General features: G+C 69.7%; 12 protein-coding genes. 4 read left to right on the top strand and 8 right to left on the bottom strand.

What is annotated here, in order from left to right; translation table 11 throughout:
• Positions 1-85 precede the first annotated feature (85 nt).
• From ACIPQB_RS15165 to ACIPQB_RS15145, 5 genes are all read right to left on the bottom strand, one after another.
• Positions 86-631: a DUF4402 domain-containing protein gene (locus ACIPQB_RS15165; RefSeq protein ID WP_446486079.1), complete on the bottom strand. Its 546-nt coding sequence runs from the start codon at positions 629-631 to the stop codon at positions 86-88.
• Complete coding sequence (locus tag ACIPQB_RS15160; protein ID WP_446486078.1) at positions 631-1,032, bottom strand: hypothetical protein; 402 nt, start codon at positions 1,030-1,032, stop codon at positions 631-633. Before ACIPQB_RS15160 ends, ACIPQB_RS15165 begins: the two co-directional genes overlap by 1 nt.
• Before the next feature lie 251 nt (positions 1,033-1,283).
• On the bottom strand, positions 1,284-4,022 hold the full coding sequence (locus tag ACIPQB_RS15155; protein ID WP_446486077.1) for a hypothetical protein: 2,739 nt from the start codon (positions 4,020-4,022) through the stop codon (positions 1,284-1,286).
• A complete protein-coding gene (locus ACIPQB_RS15150; protein ID WP_446486076.1) occupies positions 4,019-4,879 on the bottom strand; it encodes a hypothetical protein in 861 nt (286 codons plus the stop codon). Before ACIPQB_RS15150 ends, ACIPQB_RS15155 begins: the two co-directional genes overlap by 4 nt.
• 202 nt (positions 4,880-5,081) lie before the next feature.
• Positions 5,082-5,612: a DUF4402 domain-containing protein gene (locus ACIPQB_RS15145; RefSeq protein WP_446486075.1), complete on the bottom strand. Its 531-nt coding sequence runs from the start codon at positions 5,610-5,612 to the stop codon at positions 5,082-5,084.
• A gap of 463 nt (positions 5,613-6,075) precedes the next feature.
• Here ACIPQB_RS15145 and ACIPQB_RS15140 point away from each other — a divergent pair, with 463 nt between their 5' ends.
• The 4 genes from ACIPQB_RS15140 (at position 6,076) to ACIPQB_RS15125 (ending at position 12,452) form a co-directional block, all read left to right on the top strand.
• Positions 6,076-8,310 carry a M1 family metallopeptidase gene (locus ACIPQB_RS15140; RefSeq protein ID WP_446486074.1) on the top strand — a complete coding sequence of 745 codons (2,235 nt, stop codon included), beginning with the start codon at positions 6,076-6,078 and terminating at the stop codon, positions 8,308-8,310.
• Between the two features lie 36 nt (positions 8,311-8,346).
• Complete coding sequence (gene acpA / locus ACIPQB_RS15135; RefSeq protein WP_446486073.1) at positions 8,347-10,032, top strand: acid phosphatase; 1,686 nt, start codon at positions 8,347-8,349, stop codon at positions 10,030-10,032.
• Positions 10,033-10,259: 227 nt separating this feature from the next.
• Positions 10,260-10,649: a MerC domain-containing protein gene (locus ACIPQB_RS15130; RefSeq protein ID WP_446486072.1), complete on the top strand. Its 390-nt coding sequence runs from the start codon at positions 10,260-10,262 to the stop codon at positions 10,647-10,649.
• Positions 10,650-10,928: 279 nt separating this feature from the next.
• The gene (locus tag ACIPQB_RS15125; protein ID WP_446486071.1) at positions 10,929-12,452 is read left to right on the top strand and encodes an FAD-dependent monooxygenase; all 1,524 of its coding nucleotides are present in this window, start codon (positions 10,929-10,931) and stop codon (positions 12,450-12,452) included.
• Positions 12,453-12,543: 91 nt separating this feature from the next.
• Here ACIPQB_RS15125 and ACIPQB_RS15120 read toward each other — a convergent pair whose 3' ends face one another.
• The 3 genes from ACIPQB_RS15120 to ACIPQB_RS15110 are packed head-to-tail and all read right to left on the bottom strand — an operon-like array spanning position 12,544 to position 17,246.
• Entirely contained in the window at positions 12,544-15,645 is a 3,102-nt protein-coding gene (locus ACIPQB_RS15120; RefSeq protein ID WP_446486070.1) for a TonB-dependent receptor, read from the bottom strand.
• The gene (locus ACIPQB_RS15115) at positions 15,635-16,639 is read right to left on the bottom strand and encodes a FecR family protein (RefSeq protein WP_446486069.1); all 1,005 of its coding nucleotides are present in this window, start codon (positions 16,637-16,639) and stop codon (positions 15,635-15,637) included. The genes ACIPQB_RS15120 and ACIPQB_RS15115 overlap by 11 nt, the downstream gene beginning before the upstream one ends.
• Entirely contained in the window at positions 16,617-17,246 is a 630-nt protein-coding gene (locus tag ACIPQB_RS15110; protein WP_446486068.1) for an RNA polymerase sigma factor, read from the bottom strand. The genes ACIPQB_RS15115 and ACIPQB_RS15110 overlap by 23 nt, the downstream gene beginning before the upstream one ends.
• Between the last annotated feature and the right edge of the window lie 261 nt (positions 17,247-17,507).

The raw sequence follows: 17,507 nt of genomic DNA, 5'->3' as shown, positions 1-17,507 counted from the left end.
TCTTGGATGTCCGCGCGTCACCCCGTAATCCGGACGACGCTGAACGGTTCCGCCGTGATTGTCGAACGATGAACCTCGCGGTCAGCTAGTCGTAGGTGATGGTCACCGGCGTGTTGGCGGTGAAGGTGTCGTTCTTGGTGCCCTTGGGAACCATCAGGCTCGCGCCGATGCGGATGGTGTCCTTGCCTTGGGCGTCGAGTTGGCCGAGCCGGCTGGCGGTGATGTCGCCGCTGTTGGCCGACCACAGGGTGAAGCCGGTGACCGTCAGTCCGCCCGGCGCGGCCGTCGCCGAGCCCGGCGGCGTCACCCGGTAGATCCGGCCCGGCTCGCCGGTGATCACCCGGATGGCCGGGGTCTCGCCGCCATTGGGCAGCAGCTGGACGTCGGTCGAGCCTCGCGCCATCGGCGGGGCGGCCCGCACCACGACCGAAGCGGTCGCCGGGCCGGCGCCGTTGTACTGCAGCCGGCCGAACGACATCTGGGCGGTGGTCGAGACGCTCATGGTCCGGATGATCGTCGCGGTCCCGGCGACGGTGCGCTCGGCGGCGTAGGCGGCGGTGGCCATCAGGGTCGCCGCGGCGATCGCGCCGCAGACCCGCCAGGCGGCCGGACGGGAAAAAGACGCGCGCATCAGTTCACCGCCACGCTGTAGCTCCAGGCCGTCGAACCGGTCGTGGCGCTGGAATTGAAGGTTGCATCAAAGGCCAGCTTGAAGGTGGCGGTGAAATTGTTGTTGGTGCTGACGATCGAGAACACCAGGGGCGAAGCCGGGCTGGGCGCCGCGGGCGAGAAGGTCACGCCGGCCTGGGTCGCCAGGTCGGAGACGTTGAAGGTCGGAATGCTGGTCGAGCGGCCGGAGGTGGTCGTTCCGTTGGTGATCGTCACCGTATAGGTCTTCTTGCAGTTGCCGGACGACTGAGTGCAGGTGATCGTCACCGTCGGCACGGCGGCGTTGGTGGCGGTCAGCCGGATGGCCGTGCCGCTGACGCGGGTGACCGCCCCAGTCGCGGCGTCGACATGGAAACGGGACACCGAAGAATCCGCGACGATCTTGCCCACGCCCAGCGCTGCGGGCGCCGATACCGAAAGCGTTTCAGCCCGAGCCGCGCCGGCGCTGAAGATCAACGCCAATCCAAGCCCCAGTAAAGTTTTTGGCAATGCCCCAGCCATGGGAAATAGTTGCGGAAAACACAGCCGTCCTTCAATCCCCAACACTGGGTATTGGCCGGGATTGCGGCGGGAATGGCTTGGACTGGGCTTTCTTGTCGCGGCGGGAAAACGGGTCATGGGGCGCCTAGTTCAAGGTTGATCGTCGCCCGGCCGGCGAAGCCGCCGGTGGCCGGAACCGTCAGGCCGGCCGGCGCGGCCATGGCCAGTCTGAGGCGCCGGGCCTGGTCGGGCTCCAGGCGGACGGCGTAGGGGCCGGGTCTCAGGCCTTCCAGGACCAGGGTCCCGTCATATTCGCTGCGTCCTTCGGCCGCGATCCGGCCGGTCGCGTCGACCAGCTGGACCTGGACCGCCGACAGCCCGCGCGCCGCCTGGCCGGGGCGCTGGAACAGCACATGCAGCTCGACCTCGCCGGTCACGGTCAGCGGAAAGGCCGCGACCGCCACCCGGCCGGGGCGCGGAGTCAGCCGCAGGGTGCGGGGCGGCATGGCCAGATAGGGATCGTCGACGGAATCGGCGTCGATCTGGACCTGGGCCCAGGCGCCGTCGCCCAGGCCGCTGGCCACCGCCTCGCCCGAGGCGTCGGTGACCGCCGGCCGCCGGCCGCCGAGGATCGAGACCCCGGGCAGGGCCTGTTCCCCGGCCTGGCGGCGGCCGTCGCCATTGGTGTCGATGAACGACTCGACCGCCACCGCCCCGCCCGAGGCGGCGCCCGGGCCCAGGGCCCGGTAGCGTCCGCGCAGGGGATCGAAGGTCAGGCCCAGATTGATCTGCAGCCCGATGCGGAAGTCGTTGGTTCCGGTGGTGTAGCTGGCGGCCAGGGACAGATCCATCGGCCGCAGGCGCCAGGTCTGGGCGGCCTGGAGCGAGGTCTGGCCGCCTTCGAAGGCGTGGCCCAGGCTCAGGTGCAGGGCGCTGCGCTCGGCGATCTGGCGGTCGGCCGAGATCACGGCGGCCTTCAGCCGGGCGCTCGGCGCCAGTTCATAGGCCAGGCCGCCGCGCACCTGCCAGGCTCCGCCGGTCAGGACCGAGGCGTCGAGCGCGCCGGTGAACATCTCGGCGCCGGCGCTCGCGCCGCCGGACACCTGCTGATAGTCCCAGGCCGAGGAGATCAGGTAACGTCCCAGCACCTGGCTCAGGCGGGCGCTGGCCTGGACCCGCCGTTCGCCGTCGACGAACTGGTCGCGGCCCAGCCGCAGGGACAGCGGCAGGTCGGCCTTGCCCAGCCGCGCCACCAGGTCGGCATAGAGGCTGGTGTTGCGGCGCAGGGCGATCGCGGCGCCCAGGGCGGCGGGCTGCACCTCGTCGATGAAGCCGCCGGCATATTCGCTGTGGCGGACGACCAGCGAGACGTCGCCCGCGCGACCGGCCAGTCCGACCGCCGCCGCCCCGCCGCCGCCGCCGTCTCCGGCCGCGTCCAGTTGCAGCGCGTAGCCGGCCAGCGAGGTCGCCACGCCCAGGGTCGCGACCCGCCGCGTGTCGTCCGGCCGGGGCGTATATTGCGAGACGCCCGCCGTCAGGGTGGTGGCGGCGCTGATCCCGTGGGCCAGGCTGCCGGCGATCCGCCACTGGCCCTGGCCGGCGACCGCCCCCGCCAAGCCGGCGCCATCGACGTCGAACAGCGGCGCGCCTTCCTGGACGGCGCCGAATCTGTAGACGGTCTGGCCTTTGGCCAACTGGCCGCCGCCGACATTGACCCGCCGCACCTCCTCGCGCCGCTCGCCGTGCGGGCCGTAGAACACCAGCCGCACGACGTTCTGGCCGTAGGTCAGGCTGACCTGGAGGAACTCGTAGCGGCCCTGGATCGGCTGCGACTGCGCCGCGCGCAGCACCTCGTTGACATAGAGCTCGACCTGGTAGCCCAGCGGCAGTTCGCCGCGCAGGTCGACGCGGTCGAACACGTTGAGCTGCTCCAGCGGCGCGGAGGTGATCGCCACGCCGCGGCCGCCGACGCTGCGCGCGCCCAGGGCCAGGGCCGGCGAGAAGGTGTCGCCGGCGCTGGCCAGGGTGGCGCCGAACGGCCCGGCGGTCTTGCCGTCGGGATCCTTGCGGGTCAGCAGCAGACGCAGGGTGTTGAGCCGCCAGTCGCTGTCGGAGCCGGCGAAGACCTGCAGCCCGGTCCAGGCGAGGTCGCCGGCCGCCCGAACCTCGTAGACGCCGGTGCGGCGCGGCTGGTGATTGCCGGCCCCGGTGGAAAGATTGAGGTCGATCGACGGGGCGGTGAAGGCCTCGTAGGGGGTGACCAGGGTGGTGACCGCCTCCTGGCCTGCACCGCCGGCCGGCCCGAGGCGGCGACGCTCGCGGGCCAGGCGGTCCTGAAACGGCAGCGCGATGCGCGGCGTCAGGGTCAGGGTCAGGTCGGCCAGGTCGGCCTTGGCGTCGAGCGGCAGGATCTGCTGCAGCAGGTCGAGACGGACATAGATCTCGTCGCCCTGGAAGGCGACGTCGGTCGGGGCCAGGCTGAAATCCCGGCCGCCGGCCCGCGCCTGGCGGCTGTCGAGGTCGAGGCGGAACCGGTTGTCCTCCGAGGCCACCCAACCCTCGGCTCGTCGCCGCGAGGGATCGACCACGATGGCCAGGTCCAGCAGCCGCGACAGCTCGCCCAGCGGCACGAATATCCCGGCCCGCGAAGAATAGGCGCCCAGACCGTCGCTGAGGGTCTCGTCGGCGACATGCACCTCGAACAACAGCAGGTCGTCGGGGGAGAACAGCGGCGGCCGGTCGACGATCGGCGCCTGCTCTGCGCCGGGCGGGACGGCCTCCGGGGCGACCACGGCCGGCGCCGGGGTCGCGGCCCGGCCGCCGCCGGCCGCCAGCAGCGCCGTCGCCACGATCACGGGAGCGCAGCGGTTCATGGGACCGTGAAGTCAGCCGTGGCCAGGGCCGTCCCCGCGCGGGTGTCGTCGTCGCGCAGGACGATGTTGAGGGTCTCGCCGCTGGCCGGGACTCGGGTCAGGGGCAGGGCGAGGGTGCGGCGGTCGATCTCGCCATAGACGGCGACCCCCTTGGCCCCGCCAATGACCTCGCCGGGCTTGCCGGCCTTGACGGCGCGGATCTCGACGTCGCCGAACAGCGAGCTGGCGCCCTGGCGGACAAGGTCGACCGACAGCACGCCGGTGCGTTTCGCTCCGGCCGCGCCCGAAGCGGGCGAATCCTTGACCGAGAACCGGACGGCGTCGATCCCGGCCTGGACGTCCGCCGGCCCCTGGCGGACGATGACCGGAATGCTGACGCTGAACAGGGCGACCACCCGGACGGCCAGTTCGCCCGCCCCGGGAGCGGCCGCCTCCTCGGCGGTGAGACCGGCGGTTTCGGGCGGCACGTCGGTGACGGTCAGATGGCTGCGATATTCGCCGACCGCCAGGTCGGCGGGCCGCAGCACCCGGATGCGGACGGTCTGGCTTTCCCCCGGCTTCAGGGTGACCCGCCGCGGGGCGAAGGTCAGCAGCGCCGCCGCCGATTTCAGCCGGGCGCCGGCCGCAACGCCGTCCGGCGCGCCGGCGGCTTCCGCAACCGTGCGGATCTGGCCGTCGGGGGTCATGACCCGATCGACGAGGCCCAGGCTGTAGGTCGCCGCCTGGGAACCGCGATTGAAGATGTAGACGGTGGCGCTGCGACCGGCCTCATCGAAGGTCACGCGCTTGGGGGAAATGCTGAGGTCGGCCCCGACCTGGGCCGTCGCGAGGGATGGTGCGCCGGCGGCTATCGCCATGGCCATCGAAATCGCGGCCAGACCGAACAGTCTTCGCGAAAACATCATCCCCCCGTTTCAAGTCATTTTGGTTCTTGGCTGAAGCGTTCGCGAAATCACAACGATGCGCAACAGCGCGAATTGTCTCACCTTGACGTTAAGGGCAGACGGAAACTCGCGGCTTTCCTGAAACCGCGAGTTCCGGTGCGACGTTTCCAGAAGGTTAATTGTAGTTGGCGCTGACCGTGAAGCTGCCGGTATAGGTCCCCGTGGCGGTGGTGGTCGTCACCGGGAAGGAGCCGCCGACCTTGACGACCAGCGAGCCCGAACCGCCCAGCGATCCGCTCAGCAGCTGGGCGCTGGCCGAGCCGACCAGGTCGTTGCTGGTGGTGACCAGCAGGCTGTCGGAGCCATTGAGCATGCTGAAGGACGCCGGCACGCCGACAGAGATCGACTGGCCGCCTTCACCGGCCACGGTGAACTGGGCGGCCGAGGCGCTGGTCGAGCCCAGGGCGACCGCATCGCCGCCGCCGGTGACCGAGCGGGCTCCGGCCGTGCTGACGCCCACCGAATTGCCGCCAGCCGACGGCCGCACGATGGTGCCGAAGGCCAGGTTGGCGTTGTTGGTCACCGAAAGGCCGCGGATGATGGTGGCCGTGCCGGAGCCCGACGCCGAAGCCGTGCTCTGAGCAAAGGCCGGGACGGCCAGCACCGTCAAGGCGAGCGCCGCGGTGGCGCCGACAAGCATCTTCATCTGTGTCTCCGTAGTCTGGTCCTGCAAACGTGGAAAATCCTCGCCCACCCCGCCGCACCCCGCGCCGAGGATTTCATGATTTACCCGTATTAACTTGTTGTTAAATACCCAAAGGTGGGTATTTCGGCGCGATAATTCAGTATATTTCCGAATTAGCCGCTCTAGGTTGGCTCTTGAATGCTACATTTTAACTATTTCTACGTTAATCATATCCTTCGATATCTCTCCTATTAGGCGATATTCTCCTGGTGCGGGAATCTGATGCGCCAGTCTGTTGCTGGGCGGGCGCTGGCGAGAACGGGCGCTGCCAAGTGCGTCGGTCATTCCTGGTCAGCAGGTCCGGGTGAGCGAGTTCGGCATCCAGAGCGCGCATCGCCGCCGCTAGCGCGCTTTCGACGCTCTTGTCGTTGTTTCCGAATTTCCGCTTGTTCTATTGTAGTATGTTATATCATAACGCCTTAGCGTGACTTTCCGCGAGCCCAACGAGGTCGTCGAGGTGATCAGCCGCCGGGGCGTCAAGCTGACCGACGGGATGATCACCCTTTCGGGCCGCATGACCTTGACCACGATGGCGAGAAGGGCCTGTTCTTCCGCCTCGATCAGGGCGGCTGAGCCGTCCGCCATGGGGACTTCCAAGATGCGCAACCTGCTGACCGGCGCCGCCCGCCTGCTGGCCTTCGGCGCGGGCGCGGCCCAGGCGGATGGCCGGCTCAGCCAAGTCGGGAGCCAAGCGTTGAGCCGGGTCTCCATCCTGGCCCTGGCCGCGAGTCTGGCGGCTGCGCCGCTCGCCCACGCCCAGGTCGCGGCCCCCTCGCCGGGAGCTAACGACTATGTTCCGCTCAAGACCTTCGCGCCGCTGGGCCTCCCGTCGCCGCCGAGCGCCCAGCGCAGCGCCGGCGGCGCGCCGGGCGCGGCCTATTGGCAGAACAGGGTCGACTACAGCATCGACGCCAAGCTGGATCCGGCCGCCAAGACCCTGTCGGCCCAGGAGACCATCACCTACGCCAATCGCAGCCCCGACACGCTGGACATGCTGTGGCTGCAATTGGACCAGAACATCTATCGCTCCGATTCCCGCGCCGCCTCGCAGGGCGGCGAACCGCGTGACGCCTTCACCGACGGCTATGCGATCGAGGCGGTCGAGATCGAGGGCGTCGGCGCGGTCCCGTTCCTGGTCGACGACACCCGCATGCGCGTCACCCTGCCCAAGGCGCTGAAATCGGGCGGCCAGCTGAAGCTGAAGGTCCGCTACCACTACACCGTGCCCGGCCTGTTCGGCGGCCGCACCGCCTGGGGATCGTCGAGCGCCGGCGAGATCTTCGACATCGCCCAGTGGTATCCGCGCATGGCCGTCTATGACGACCTGCGCGGCTGGGACACGCTGCCGTACCTGGCCAACGAGTTCTACCTGGAATACGGCGACATCGACTACGCCGTCACCGTGCCGGACGACATGATCGTCGCGGGCTCCGGCGCCCTGACCAATCCCAAGGACGTGCTGAGCGCCGCCCAGCAGCAACGCCTGGCCCAGGCCGCCGCCAGCGACAAGACCGTGGTGATCCGCACGCCGCAGGAGGTCGCCGCGACCGGTCCGGCCAAGGCGACCAGGACCTGGCGCTTCCATATGAGCGACACCCGGGACGTGGCCTTCACCGCCTCGCGCGGCTTCGTCTGGGACGCCGCCCGCATCAACCTGCCGGGCGGCAAGACCGCCCTGGCCCAGTCGGTCTATCCGCCCGAAAGCGTCAGCGAGGGGGCCTGGAGCCGCTCGACCGAATACGTCAAGCACGCCGTCGAGCAGTTCTCGGCGCGCTGGTATCCCTATCCCTATCCGAACGCCATCAACGTGGCCGGTCCGGCCACCGGCATGGAGTATCCGGGCATCGTGTTCGACGGGGTCGACGACGCCGGCAAGACCCTGTTTTGGATTTCGGCGCACGAGATCGGCCACACTTGGTTTCCGATGATCGTCGGCTTCGACGAGCGGCGCGACGCCTGGATGGACGAGGGCTTCAACACCTTCATCGACGTCTACGAGTCCGACGCCTTCCAGAACGGCGTCTACGGGCCCAAGCGCGATTCCGAATATGCGCCGGGCGGGGGGGCGCCGGCCGACCAGATCGCCGCCGTCCTGGAGGACGCCGCCGCGCCGCCGATCCTGTCGCGCGCCGACACCATCAAGGAAAAGTACCGCCACCCGATCACCTATTTCAAATCGGCGTTCGGCCTGACCCTGCTGCGCGAGGACATCCTGGGTCCGGACCGCTTTGATCCGGCCTTCCGCAAGTTCATCGCGGACTGGGCGTTCAAGCACCCCAAGCCCAGCGACTTTTTCCGGGCCATGGAGAGCGCCGGCGGCGAGGACCTGAGCTGGTTCTGGCGCGGCTGGTACATGAACAACTGGACGCTCGACATGGGCGTGAGCGACCTCGTCCAGGACAGCGACCCGGCCAAGGGCGCGCGGGTCACCGTCGAGAACCGCGGCCAGCTGGTGTTGCCCGCCACCCTGCGGGTGACCTTCCAGGACGGAAGCCGGCGGGACATCCGCATCCCGGTCGAGACCTGGATGCAGTCGGGATCTCACGTGTTCGCGATCGACGCCGCCTCGCCCGCAATCGAGGCGGTGATCGACCCGGATCACCGCATCCCCGATCGCGACCGAACCAACAACAGCGTGCGAGGCGCGCCTGCGGGCTGAGCGCCGCGCGTCCTCGCCGCACACCAGGAGAGTCCCATGGCTGACAAACCCGGCGATCCCGATCGCGCGGGCGCCGGAGCGTCCAGGCCCGCCGATCCATCCCGTCGCCGCCTGTTCGGGGCGGTGGCCCTGGCCGGCGTCGCCGGCGCGGCCCTTGGCGTGAAGGACGCCAACGCCGCCGTCTTCGGACCGGAGCGCCCCTCGGCCCGCCAGATCGATCGTCGCCTGGCCAGCGTCATCGACACGGTCGTGGTGATCTATGCCGAGAACCGCAGCTTCAACAACCTGTTCGCCGGCTTCCCGGGACTGCGCGAGCCGCTGGCCGGCCTGCCGCCGGAAAGGGCGCGGCAACGTGATCGGGACGGCCGGGTGCTGGACCGCCTGCCGCCGATCTGGGGCGGACTGGTCCCGCACGAGCAGGTGGTCGAGCACGGGCGCTACCACATCGCCGAGGCGGACCTGCCGCCGCAGGCCAACGCGCCGTTCGCCCTGAAGACCCAGGCGGGCGATCCCCTGCCGCACGGGGTGGTCACCCGCGACCTGCTGCATGCCTTCTACCAGAACCAGATGCAGATCAACGGCGGGCGCAACGACCAGTTCGTCGCCTGGGGCGACAGCGGCGCGATGGTCATGGGGCATTATGGCGACGCAGCGGTGAACCTGCGCCTGTGGCGGCTGGCCGAGCAATATACGCTTTGCGACAACTTCTTCATGGGCGCGTTCGGCGGCTCGTTCCTGAACCACCAGTACCTGGTCGCCGCCCAGCCGCCGTTCTATCCGGACGCCGCCGCCAGCCCGGCCGGGGCCGTCATCGCCCAGGTCGAGGGCGACGATCCCAAGGGCGCGCGGCTTAAGCCCCTAGTCGACTCGCCCGCCAGCGCCCTGGACGGGCGGCCGCGCTTTGGCCCCAGCACGCTGACCCCCGACTTCTGGGCGGTCAACACCATGGCCCCGGCCTATGCGCCCAGTTGGAGCCAGGACAAGACCGATCCGGACCTGGCCGACCCGTCCCAGCCGACGACCCTCGTGCCGCAGGTCCACGCCACGATCGGCGACCGGCTGAGCGCCAAGGGCGTCGACTGGGCCTGGTACGCCGGCGCGTGGAGCGCGGCCCTGGCCGGCGGCCAGGACGAGGAGGTCCTGTTTCCCGCCAAGCCGAACTTCCAGGCCCATCACCAGCCGCTGAACTACTTCAGGAGCTTCGCGCCGGGCACGGCCGAGCGGGCCAAGCGACTGCGCGACGCCGGCCTGGGCGACAGTCCGCGCACCAACCGGTTCCTGGCCGACGCCGCGGCCGGGCGGCTGCCGGCGGTGACCTTCTACAAGCCGCAGGGCGACCTCAACATGCATGCGGGCTATTCGGACGTCGATGCGGGCGACCGCCACATTGCTCGTGCGATCGACGCCCTGAAAAACGGACCGCAGTGGGACAAGATGCTGGTCATCGTCACCTTCGACGAGAATGGCGGCTGGTGGGACCATGTGGCGCCGCCCAGGGGCGACCGCTGGGGACCGGGCACGCGCGTTCCCACCGTGATCGTCTCGCCCCACGCCCGGAAGGGCCATGTCGACCACACCCTCTATGACACCGGCTCGATCCAGCGGTTCCTCAACCGCCGCTTCGGCCTCGAGCCGCTGCCAGGCGTCGTCGCCCGCGACCAGGCCATGGTCGCCGCGGGCGGCGTCGCGCCGGGCGACCTGACGGCCGCCCTGGCCCTATGACCGTCCTCGATCTGAAGGCCTGACATCGAGGCTTGCCGTCGCCGTCGTGACCGGTTACGAGTGTTATAATATAACATTCAACGGGAGGCGGCGACGTTTGGCGCCTGGATCGCGATCGAGGCGCACAGGCAAGTCTATTGCCGGCTGCTGGCGACGTGGGCGGCCCTGAACCGCACCCGCATCGAAGGCCCGGCGGCGATGATTTTCAGTTGAAAGGAAGGCCCGCGATGAAAATGACCCTGGCGCGCGCCATGGACGCCTCGGCGATCAGCCTGTCGGCCCTCTGCCTCGTCCATTGCCTGGGGTTGCCGGTGCTGGCCTTGGTCCTGCCGTTCCTTGGCGTGTGGGCCCGCGCCGAATGGGTGCATGTGGCGTTCATCTGCGCCGCAGCGCCGATCGCGCTGACGGCGCTCGTGGACTGGCGGACGCTTCGACCTCATGCCTGGGCGCTCGTCGCCCTGGCGGCGTTGGGCCTAGGCCTGATGCTGGCCGGCGCTCTTGAGGTCCCATCGGCCGAGTGGGAGCGTCCGCTGACGGTGGTCGGCGGCGTCATCCTGGCCACGGCCCACATCCTCAATTGGCGGCGGCGCCACCGCGCTCACCACGCCTGTCCATGACCTGAAGGTCGGCCGTGGCGGCGGCAGGTTTTGGGCGCTGACGGGCCGCATGGCGGCGATTGAATCGCGATGGCTATTCCACTATGAAGCCTGCGTCGGAAAAGGCAGATTTGGTCTGGTCAGCCCAAGTCCTTTCGGTAACGAAAGCTCTGGTCTTTGGCTTCGCGCCTGGGATCTCCGCGACGAACTTTGGACGCTTTTGCCAGCGCCCGTCGTTCGTCCGCGCGGTCTCCAGCTTGAGGAACGCTCCGGTCGAACATCATCGACCCAGGAGCGCCTATGTCTATCCACCATCCCTACACCCATGACGTCGTCGTCGCCGGCGCCGGCCCGGTCGGGCTCTTTCTCGCCTGTGAGCTCAGACTTGCCGGCGTTTCCGTCGTGGTCCTCAAACAGGCCGCAGATCCCCGCTCCCCGTTGAAGGGACCGCCGTTCGGCATGCGGGGCCTGTCGGCGCCGACTCTCGAAGCCCTCGACCGTCGCGACCTCTTGAACGCCGTCGAGGCGACGCAAGGCTCCAACCCGTCTGTCGGCGCTCACTGGATGCAGACGCCCCGCCGTCCGGTCGGTCATTTCGCCGGCATCCAGTTTTTCCACGAGCAGGTCGACGCCGCGCGCTGGCCGTATCAGCTACCGAGCCCGGCAGGCGCCAACCTAGCCGTAGAGATGCAATCTCTTGAAGCCGTCCTGGCCGAGCGGGCGACCGCCCTGGGCGCCGAGATCCGGCGCGGCTCAGGGGTCAAGGGCTTCGAGCAGTCGGACGATGGGGTCACCGTCCAGGCCGGCGGCGAGAGCCTTCACGCGCGCTGGCTGGTCGGATGCGACGGCGGTCGCAGCGTGGTTCGCAAGGCCGGCGGCTTTGGCTTCGTCGGCTCCGACCCGGAGTTCACGGGCTATTCGATCAAGGCCGAGCTGGCCGATCCGGATGCGCTCGTCCTGGGACGAACCTACACCGCTACCGGCGTGTACACTTACGCACGGCCCGGCGTGATCGCCCTGGTCGATTTCGACGGCGGCGTCGCGCACCGGACCCAGCCATTGACGCTGGACCATGTTCAAACGGTGCTGCGCCGGGTTTCCGGCGTCGACCTTGACCTGAAGGCTCTCGACCTCGCGACCACCTGGACCGACCGCGCCTTCCAGGCGTCGGAATACCGCCGGGGGCGCGTGCTGCTGGCGGGCGACGCAGCGCATATCCACTCGCCGCTCGGCGGCCAAGGGCTAAATCTGGGCCTTGGCGACGCCATGAACCTGGGCTGGAAGCTCGCCGCAGCCATCCGAGGTACGGCGCCCGTGGCGTTGCTCGACAGCTATGCCGCCGAACGCCACCCGGAGGGCGCCCGCATCCTCGACTGGTCGCGCGCCCAGGTCGCGCTGATGCGGCCCACTCCGAGCACCCGTGCGCTGGCGGCTATCATCCGCGACCTTATCGCCACTGGCGACGGCGCCACCTATTTCGCCGAAAAGGTCTGGAACGTGTCACAGCGCTACGATCTCGGCGCGGGCCATCCGCTGGTCGGTCGCAGCGTTCCTGACTTCGTTTTCTCGGATCGCCCCAGGACGGGCGAACGTTTGCGCGACGGGAAGGCCCTGCTGCTCGACTTCGCCCCAGGCGCGCCGCTTCGCTCGATCGCGAACCGCTGGCAAGGGCGGATGTCCTACGTCGCCGGCGAGCCGCGGGATCGGCTGGGCCTAAGCGCCGTGCTTGTCCGTCCGGACGGCGTCGTCGCCTGGGCCAGTCAGACCGTTGGCGATGAGGCGGGCCTGTCTCAGGCCGCCTTGCGATGGATGGGCGAGCCGTGAGCCGTGAGGCGTGGGCCAGTTCGTCGGCGTCCTGGAAGCCGGGCGAGGAGACCTCGAGGCCGCCATTTCAATGCGAACCTTCGACTTGGCCTTAGAACCGCATCTCCAGCCCGAGCCGGAATTCGCGGCCGGTGTGGTGCTGATAGTTGGGAAGTTCGGTCCGGTCGGAGAACTGCCGCTGGGCGGTGTCGAGCAGGTTGGAGCCGGCGGCCGTCATCCACCAGTTCGGGGCCAGGCGATAGCGGGCCGAGGCGTCAAGGCTCGTGGCCGCATTGACCCCGTCGGCGTCGCCGCCGGTCGGGGCGGGGATGGCCGTCAGGTAGCGTCCCCGCCGTGAAAGCGTGGCGCGCAGGTCCAGGCTCGCTCTTTGATAGGTTGCCGACACCATCGAGACCGTGCGGGGCGAGCCCAGGTTTTCGTGGGCGATCAGCGGCGCGCCGTCGAGACTCCAGTAGCGCATGCGCGCGCGGGTGCGGGTCAGGGCCGCTCGCAGGGTCCAGCCCCGCAGTGCGGGACTCAGCGCCTCAAGCGGGGCCTGAAGGGCCAGCTCCACGCCGTCGAGCTTTCCGCCGCCCGCGTCGGTTCGCTGCACGAACTGCCAGATCGGCAGGTTCGGCGCGCAGCCTGGCAGCCGACCGCAGGCGGCCGCCGCCACGCCGTCGGGCAGGCCGAATGGGTTGTCCGAGAACACCGTGGGGCTGGTGGCCGTGGTCTGGGCGCTGGAGCGGATCGATTTATGGAAGAGGGCGACCGACAGGGCCGCACCGGGGGCGAAGTACCACTCGGCCGCCGCATCCAGGGTGTCGGCGCGGGCGGGAGGCAGGCCGGGATCGCCTTCCGACGCCGAGCGCAGGCCGCCGACCGAGACGCTGATCCCCGGGCGCAGGCTGCGAAGGTCCGGCCGGGCCATCACCCGCGCAGCCGACAGCCGCAGCAACAGGTTCGGGCGCGGCTCGACCAACAAGTTGAGCGAAGGCAGCAGATCCTCGTAGCGGCGCGCGGCGCGGCTGGCGGCGATCAGCCCTGGGGCGTCGGCCTGCAGGGTGAAGCCGCGCGAGGTCTGGCGGGTTCGGGCGTAGCGCAGGCCGATGTCGCCGCGCGGCGACCAGGGCGCGACGGCGCTGAACGCCAGTTGCAGATAGCCGGCGGTGTCCTGCTCATCGACCGTGTAGTTGAGACCCAAGAGGGGCTGAGGCCCCAGGGTCAGGGCGTCGCAGCCGGACGCCGCGCAGGCGGCCTGGAACAGCGCGAAAGCCTTGGACACGTCCGGCCCCAGCCAAGCCTCGGGCGTGCCCGCCGCCGTTGACAGGGCGCTCGAGCCGACGCGCCGCATGCAAGCGCTGGGCGAGATCGCCGCGAACGCGGCGGGGATGTCGGCGTTGAGGTTGGTGATCGAGCCGTCGGTCCGCGACCATGCCGCGGCATGGGTGCGATAGACCTTGTGCTGCAGCCCGCCCGACAGGGTCAGGGCCGGCGACAAGGTCCAGTCAAGGTCCAGGCCCGCGGTCTTGAAGCTGTTGTCCACCCAGTTGGGTTCGGAGCGCAGTTCGGCCAGGGTCCACGGCGGGGCGTTCGCCAGGTCGGCCGAGCCAAAGCCGATGAGGGGATGTTTGCGATCGCGAAAATCGTAGGTGAAGCCTTGGACGTCATACTGGTCCATCTGCACGGTCTGCTGCATGGGATTGCTGAAGTCCGAGCGGCTGTAGCCGGCCAGGGCCCTCAGGCGCAGGCGATCGGAGACCTGATGGGCGACCGACAGCGTCGTCTGGCGAAAGATCGTCTTCAACTGGTCCAGGCGGGATTCCGCGCGCACGTCGACATTGTCGAAGACTCCGGCGATCAGCACCGGCAGGTCGGCCCGTGGATTGATGATCGTCGCCTGGCGCACCCGGGTGGCGGCCAGGCCGCAATCGCCGTTGAGCGGGGTGGCGCAAGCGCCCGCCGTACGCAACGTGAAGGTTTCCAGAAGATCCTCGCGGCGTTGCGAGGACAGCTCCGAATAGAGGACGTCCAAGGCCGCCTGGGTTCGGTCGGACGGACGCCATTGCAGGCTGCCCGTCAGCCCCAGCCGCCGCTGATCGTTCTGGAAGACCTCCAGCCGCGGAATGCGTGGATGCAAGGCGGCGTTCAGCTGCGCCAGGCCGGGCGCGCCCGGCGCGCTAGCGCCGAATCCGGGATAGACGTTGTCGCCCGTCTGCCATTGGCCGGCGTTGGCGCCGACATCGGAGACCGCACGCTCGGCATAGGCGGCCGACAGCAGGATTCCCCAGCGATCGTCGTGGGTGCGCCGCTGAAGGATCGCGGTGAGCCGGGGACTGCCCTTGCCGCGGCCGGTATTGTAGGCCGCCTCGGCGCTCAGCTGCAGCCGCACGCGCGGACCATCGAAGGGCGAGCGGGTCTGCAGATCGACCGTCGCCCCCAGCGAGCCTTCGTCGATATCGGCCGAGGCGGTCTTTTGCAGCCGGATCTGCTTGAAGAGGTCGGCGGCGAAGACATTGAAGTCGAAGGCCCGGCCGCGATTTGTGCCGCCGCCGGCGTTGGCGCCGCCGAAAGTGGCCAAGGTCTCCATGCCGTTGATGCGCACCCGCGTGAACTCGCTGGCGACTCCGCGCACGCTGACCTGGCGGCCCTCGCCGCCGTCGTTGCTGACTGCCGTCCCGGGCAACAGCTGCATCGCCCCGCCCAGGCTCGCGCCCGGCGCCCCGTGAAGGTCCTCGCCCAGCAGGATGTCGCTGCTCTCGACCGATAGGCGCTTGAGCCACAGGGCTTGGCTTTGGGCGTCGTGGGCGATCACCTGCACCGGGCTGATGGCGTCGGGTTCGGCCAGGGCGGGCGAGGTCGCGGGCGTCGCGGGATTGGGCGCGGGGGTGAAGGCCGCCGCGCCCGGCCGAATGCTGATCACCCCGTCGGCGCTGACCGCCAGGTCCAGGCCCGAGCCGGCCAGCAGACGACGCACGGCCTGAGCCGGCGCCATGCGGCCGTGCACGGCGGGGGCGGCGCGGCCCCGCACCAGGGCGCCGGGCGCCAGGATGACGACGCCGGTCTGGCGCGACAGCGACAGCAGGGCGTTGGCCAAGGACTGGGCGGGAAGATCGATGGCGGGAGAGGCGGTCGGCGCGGCATGGGCGAGGGCCGGCGCCAAGACCAGGCCAAGCGCGGCCAGGGCCTGGCCGGCCGACCGGCTACGGAGCATGGGGCTCCGACGTCCGGGCCGTGGCGGCGACCAACACCTGGCCGCCATGGCCGTCAGCCGACACGCGCACGGGCAGGATTTGGGGCAGCTGCGCCACGAACCGGTCGGCCTGGGCGACGTCGAAGGCGGCGGTGACCTTCAGGCGGCCGAGCGGCGCCGCGGCAAGGCTCAAGGGGCGCGCGCGATAGCGATTGAGATCGGCTACGACCTCTGACAGGGCGACGTCCTCATAGGCCAGCCGTCCCTGCCGCCAGCCGCCGGCCTGGTCGGGTCGCGCCAGGACCCCGGCCCTCAGGACCCCGCCCTGCGCCTGGGCCGTCTGGCCCGCGCGCAGCGTGACCTGGCGCCCGCCGCCGGTCCCGGCGGCCAGGACCTGGACCACGCCCTGTTCGACCTGGACCTGCACCGACTGGCCCTTGCGGACATTGAACCGCGTGCCGACCACCTGGACGCGCGTCTCGCCGGCCTGGACCGTGAAGGGGCGGCCGTTCCGGTGGGCGACCACGAAAAACGCCTCGCCACGGTCCAGCGTCAAGGCCCGGGAGCCCAGGCGGGAGGTGACGCGCAGCCGTGAGCCCGGCGCCAGGCTGACATGGCTGCCGTCCCTCAGCGCAATCTGGCGCGTCTGGCCCGGCGCGGTCTCGAACGGGGCGGGCGGGGCGGTCAGCATCACCGCCGCGACCAGGCAGGCGGCCAGGGCGGCCAGACCTGGGCCGACCACGCGCCAGCCGGGAGCTTTGCGCAGCCGGACAGGCGGGTGAGCCGCGCGGGCGGCGTCGCCCGGGGCGGCGACCGGAACGGAGAGGGGCAGGCGCGAGAGCAGGTCCAGCGTGGCTTCGGCGTGCTCATAGGCGTCCAGATGCGCGGGATCGGCGTCCAGCCAGGCGCGCAGCTGCGCCGAACGTTCGGGCGGGAAGTCCTCGCCGGCGACCGCCAGGGCCCAGGCGCGGGCGGTCCGGCCGACGGCCGAGTCAGGATCGACGGGTTCGTTCACGCGACAGTCCTCGATAATCGGCGGTTCCATGGATCAGGGCGCGCTGGCAGACGGCCAGGGCTTCCTCGACCGTCTTGCGCACCAGGGACGGGGAGACGCCGTACCGTTCGGCGATCGCCACGAAGCTTTGCCCTTCCAGGCGGTTGGCGAGCATGTAGAGGCGATGGCGCTCGGGCAAGCCGGTCATCACCGTCTCCAGCAGGGCCATCTGCTGCTTGGCGATCAGCGAACGCTCCAGGTCCGGTTCGTCCTGGCCCGCGTCGGCCAGCAGCGGCGCGGAGGCGTCCAGGGTCCGGTTGGCGCGCGTCTGGCTGCGGCGGGCGTCCAGCATCAGGTTGATCGCCACCCGGAACACGAAGCCGCGCGGGCTCCTGATCTGTTCGATGTCCTGCAGCTGGCCCAGCTTGAAGAAGGCCTGCTGGGCGACATCCTCCGGATCGGGCGGACCAGGACCGAACCGGGCCCGCAGGAACGCGCAGACGTCGCGCCACTCGCGCGCATAGATCGCCGAATAGGCGGCGCGCTCGCCCCAGGGGGGCGGTCGTGGCGGCGCCGGACGGTGGTCGTCCGGGACGATTCGAAGCTTGGGCGTCTTGGCCTCTGACACCGGTGCTCCCCGCCACGTCGGTCGTGTTTCTTAGCGACCGGAGGGTGCGAGCGATTGGGATCGCGATCAACTGGATGCGAAAAAAAAGACCGGGGAGGGATCGAATTTGTGCGCTTCGGACCGCCGGAAACGTCGTTACGAGGCGCTGGTTTTGCGAGACAAAATTATCTCAAATTGCGAGTGATACCGCTAACTTTTCCTCTTTTCTCGCCGCAATCGTCATGTCTATGCTTATGACACCGGTATCAATTTAACCGGGGA

Source organism: Caulobacter sp. LARHSG274 (genome assembly GCF_052871235.1).
Note: the sequence above shows the minus strand (reverse complement) of the source record. Positions and strands in the feature narration are given on the sequence as shown.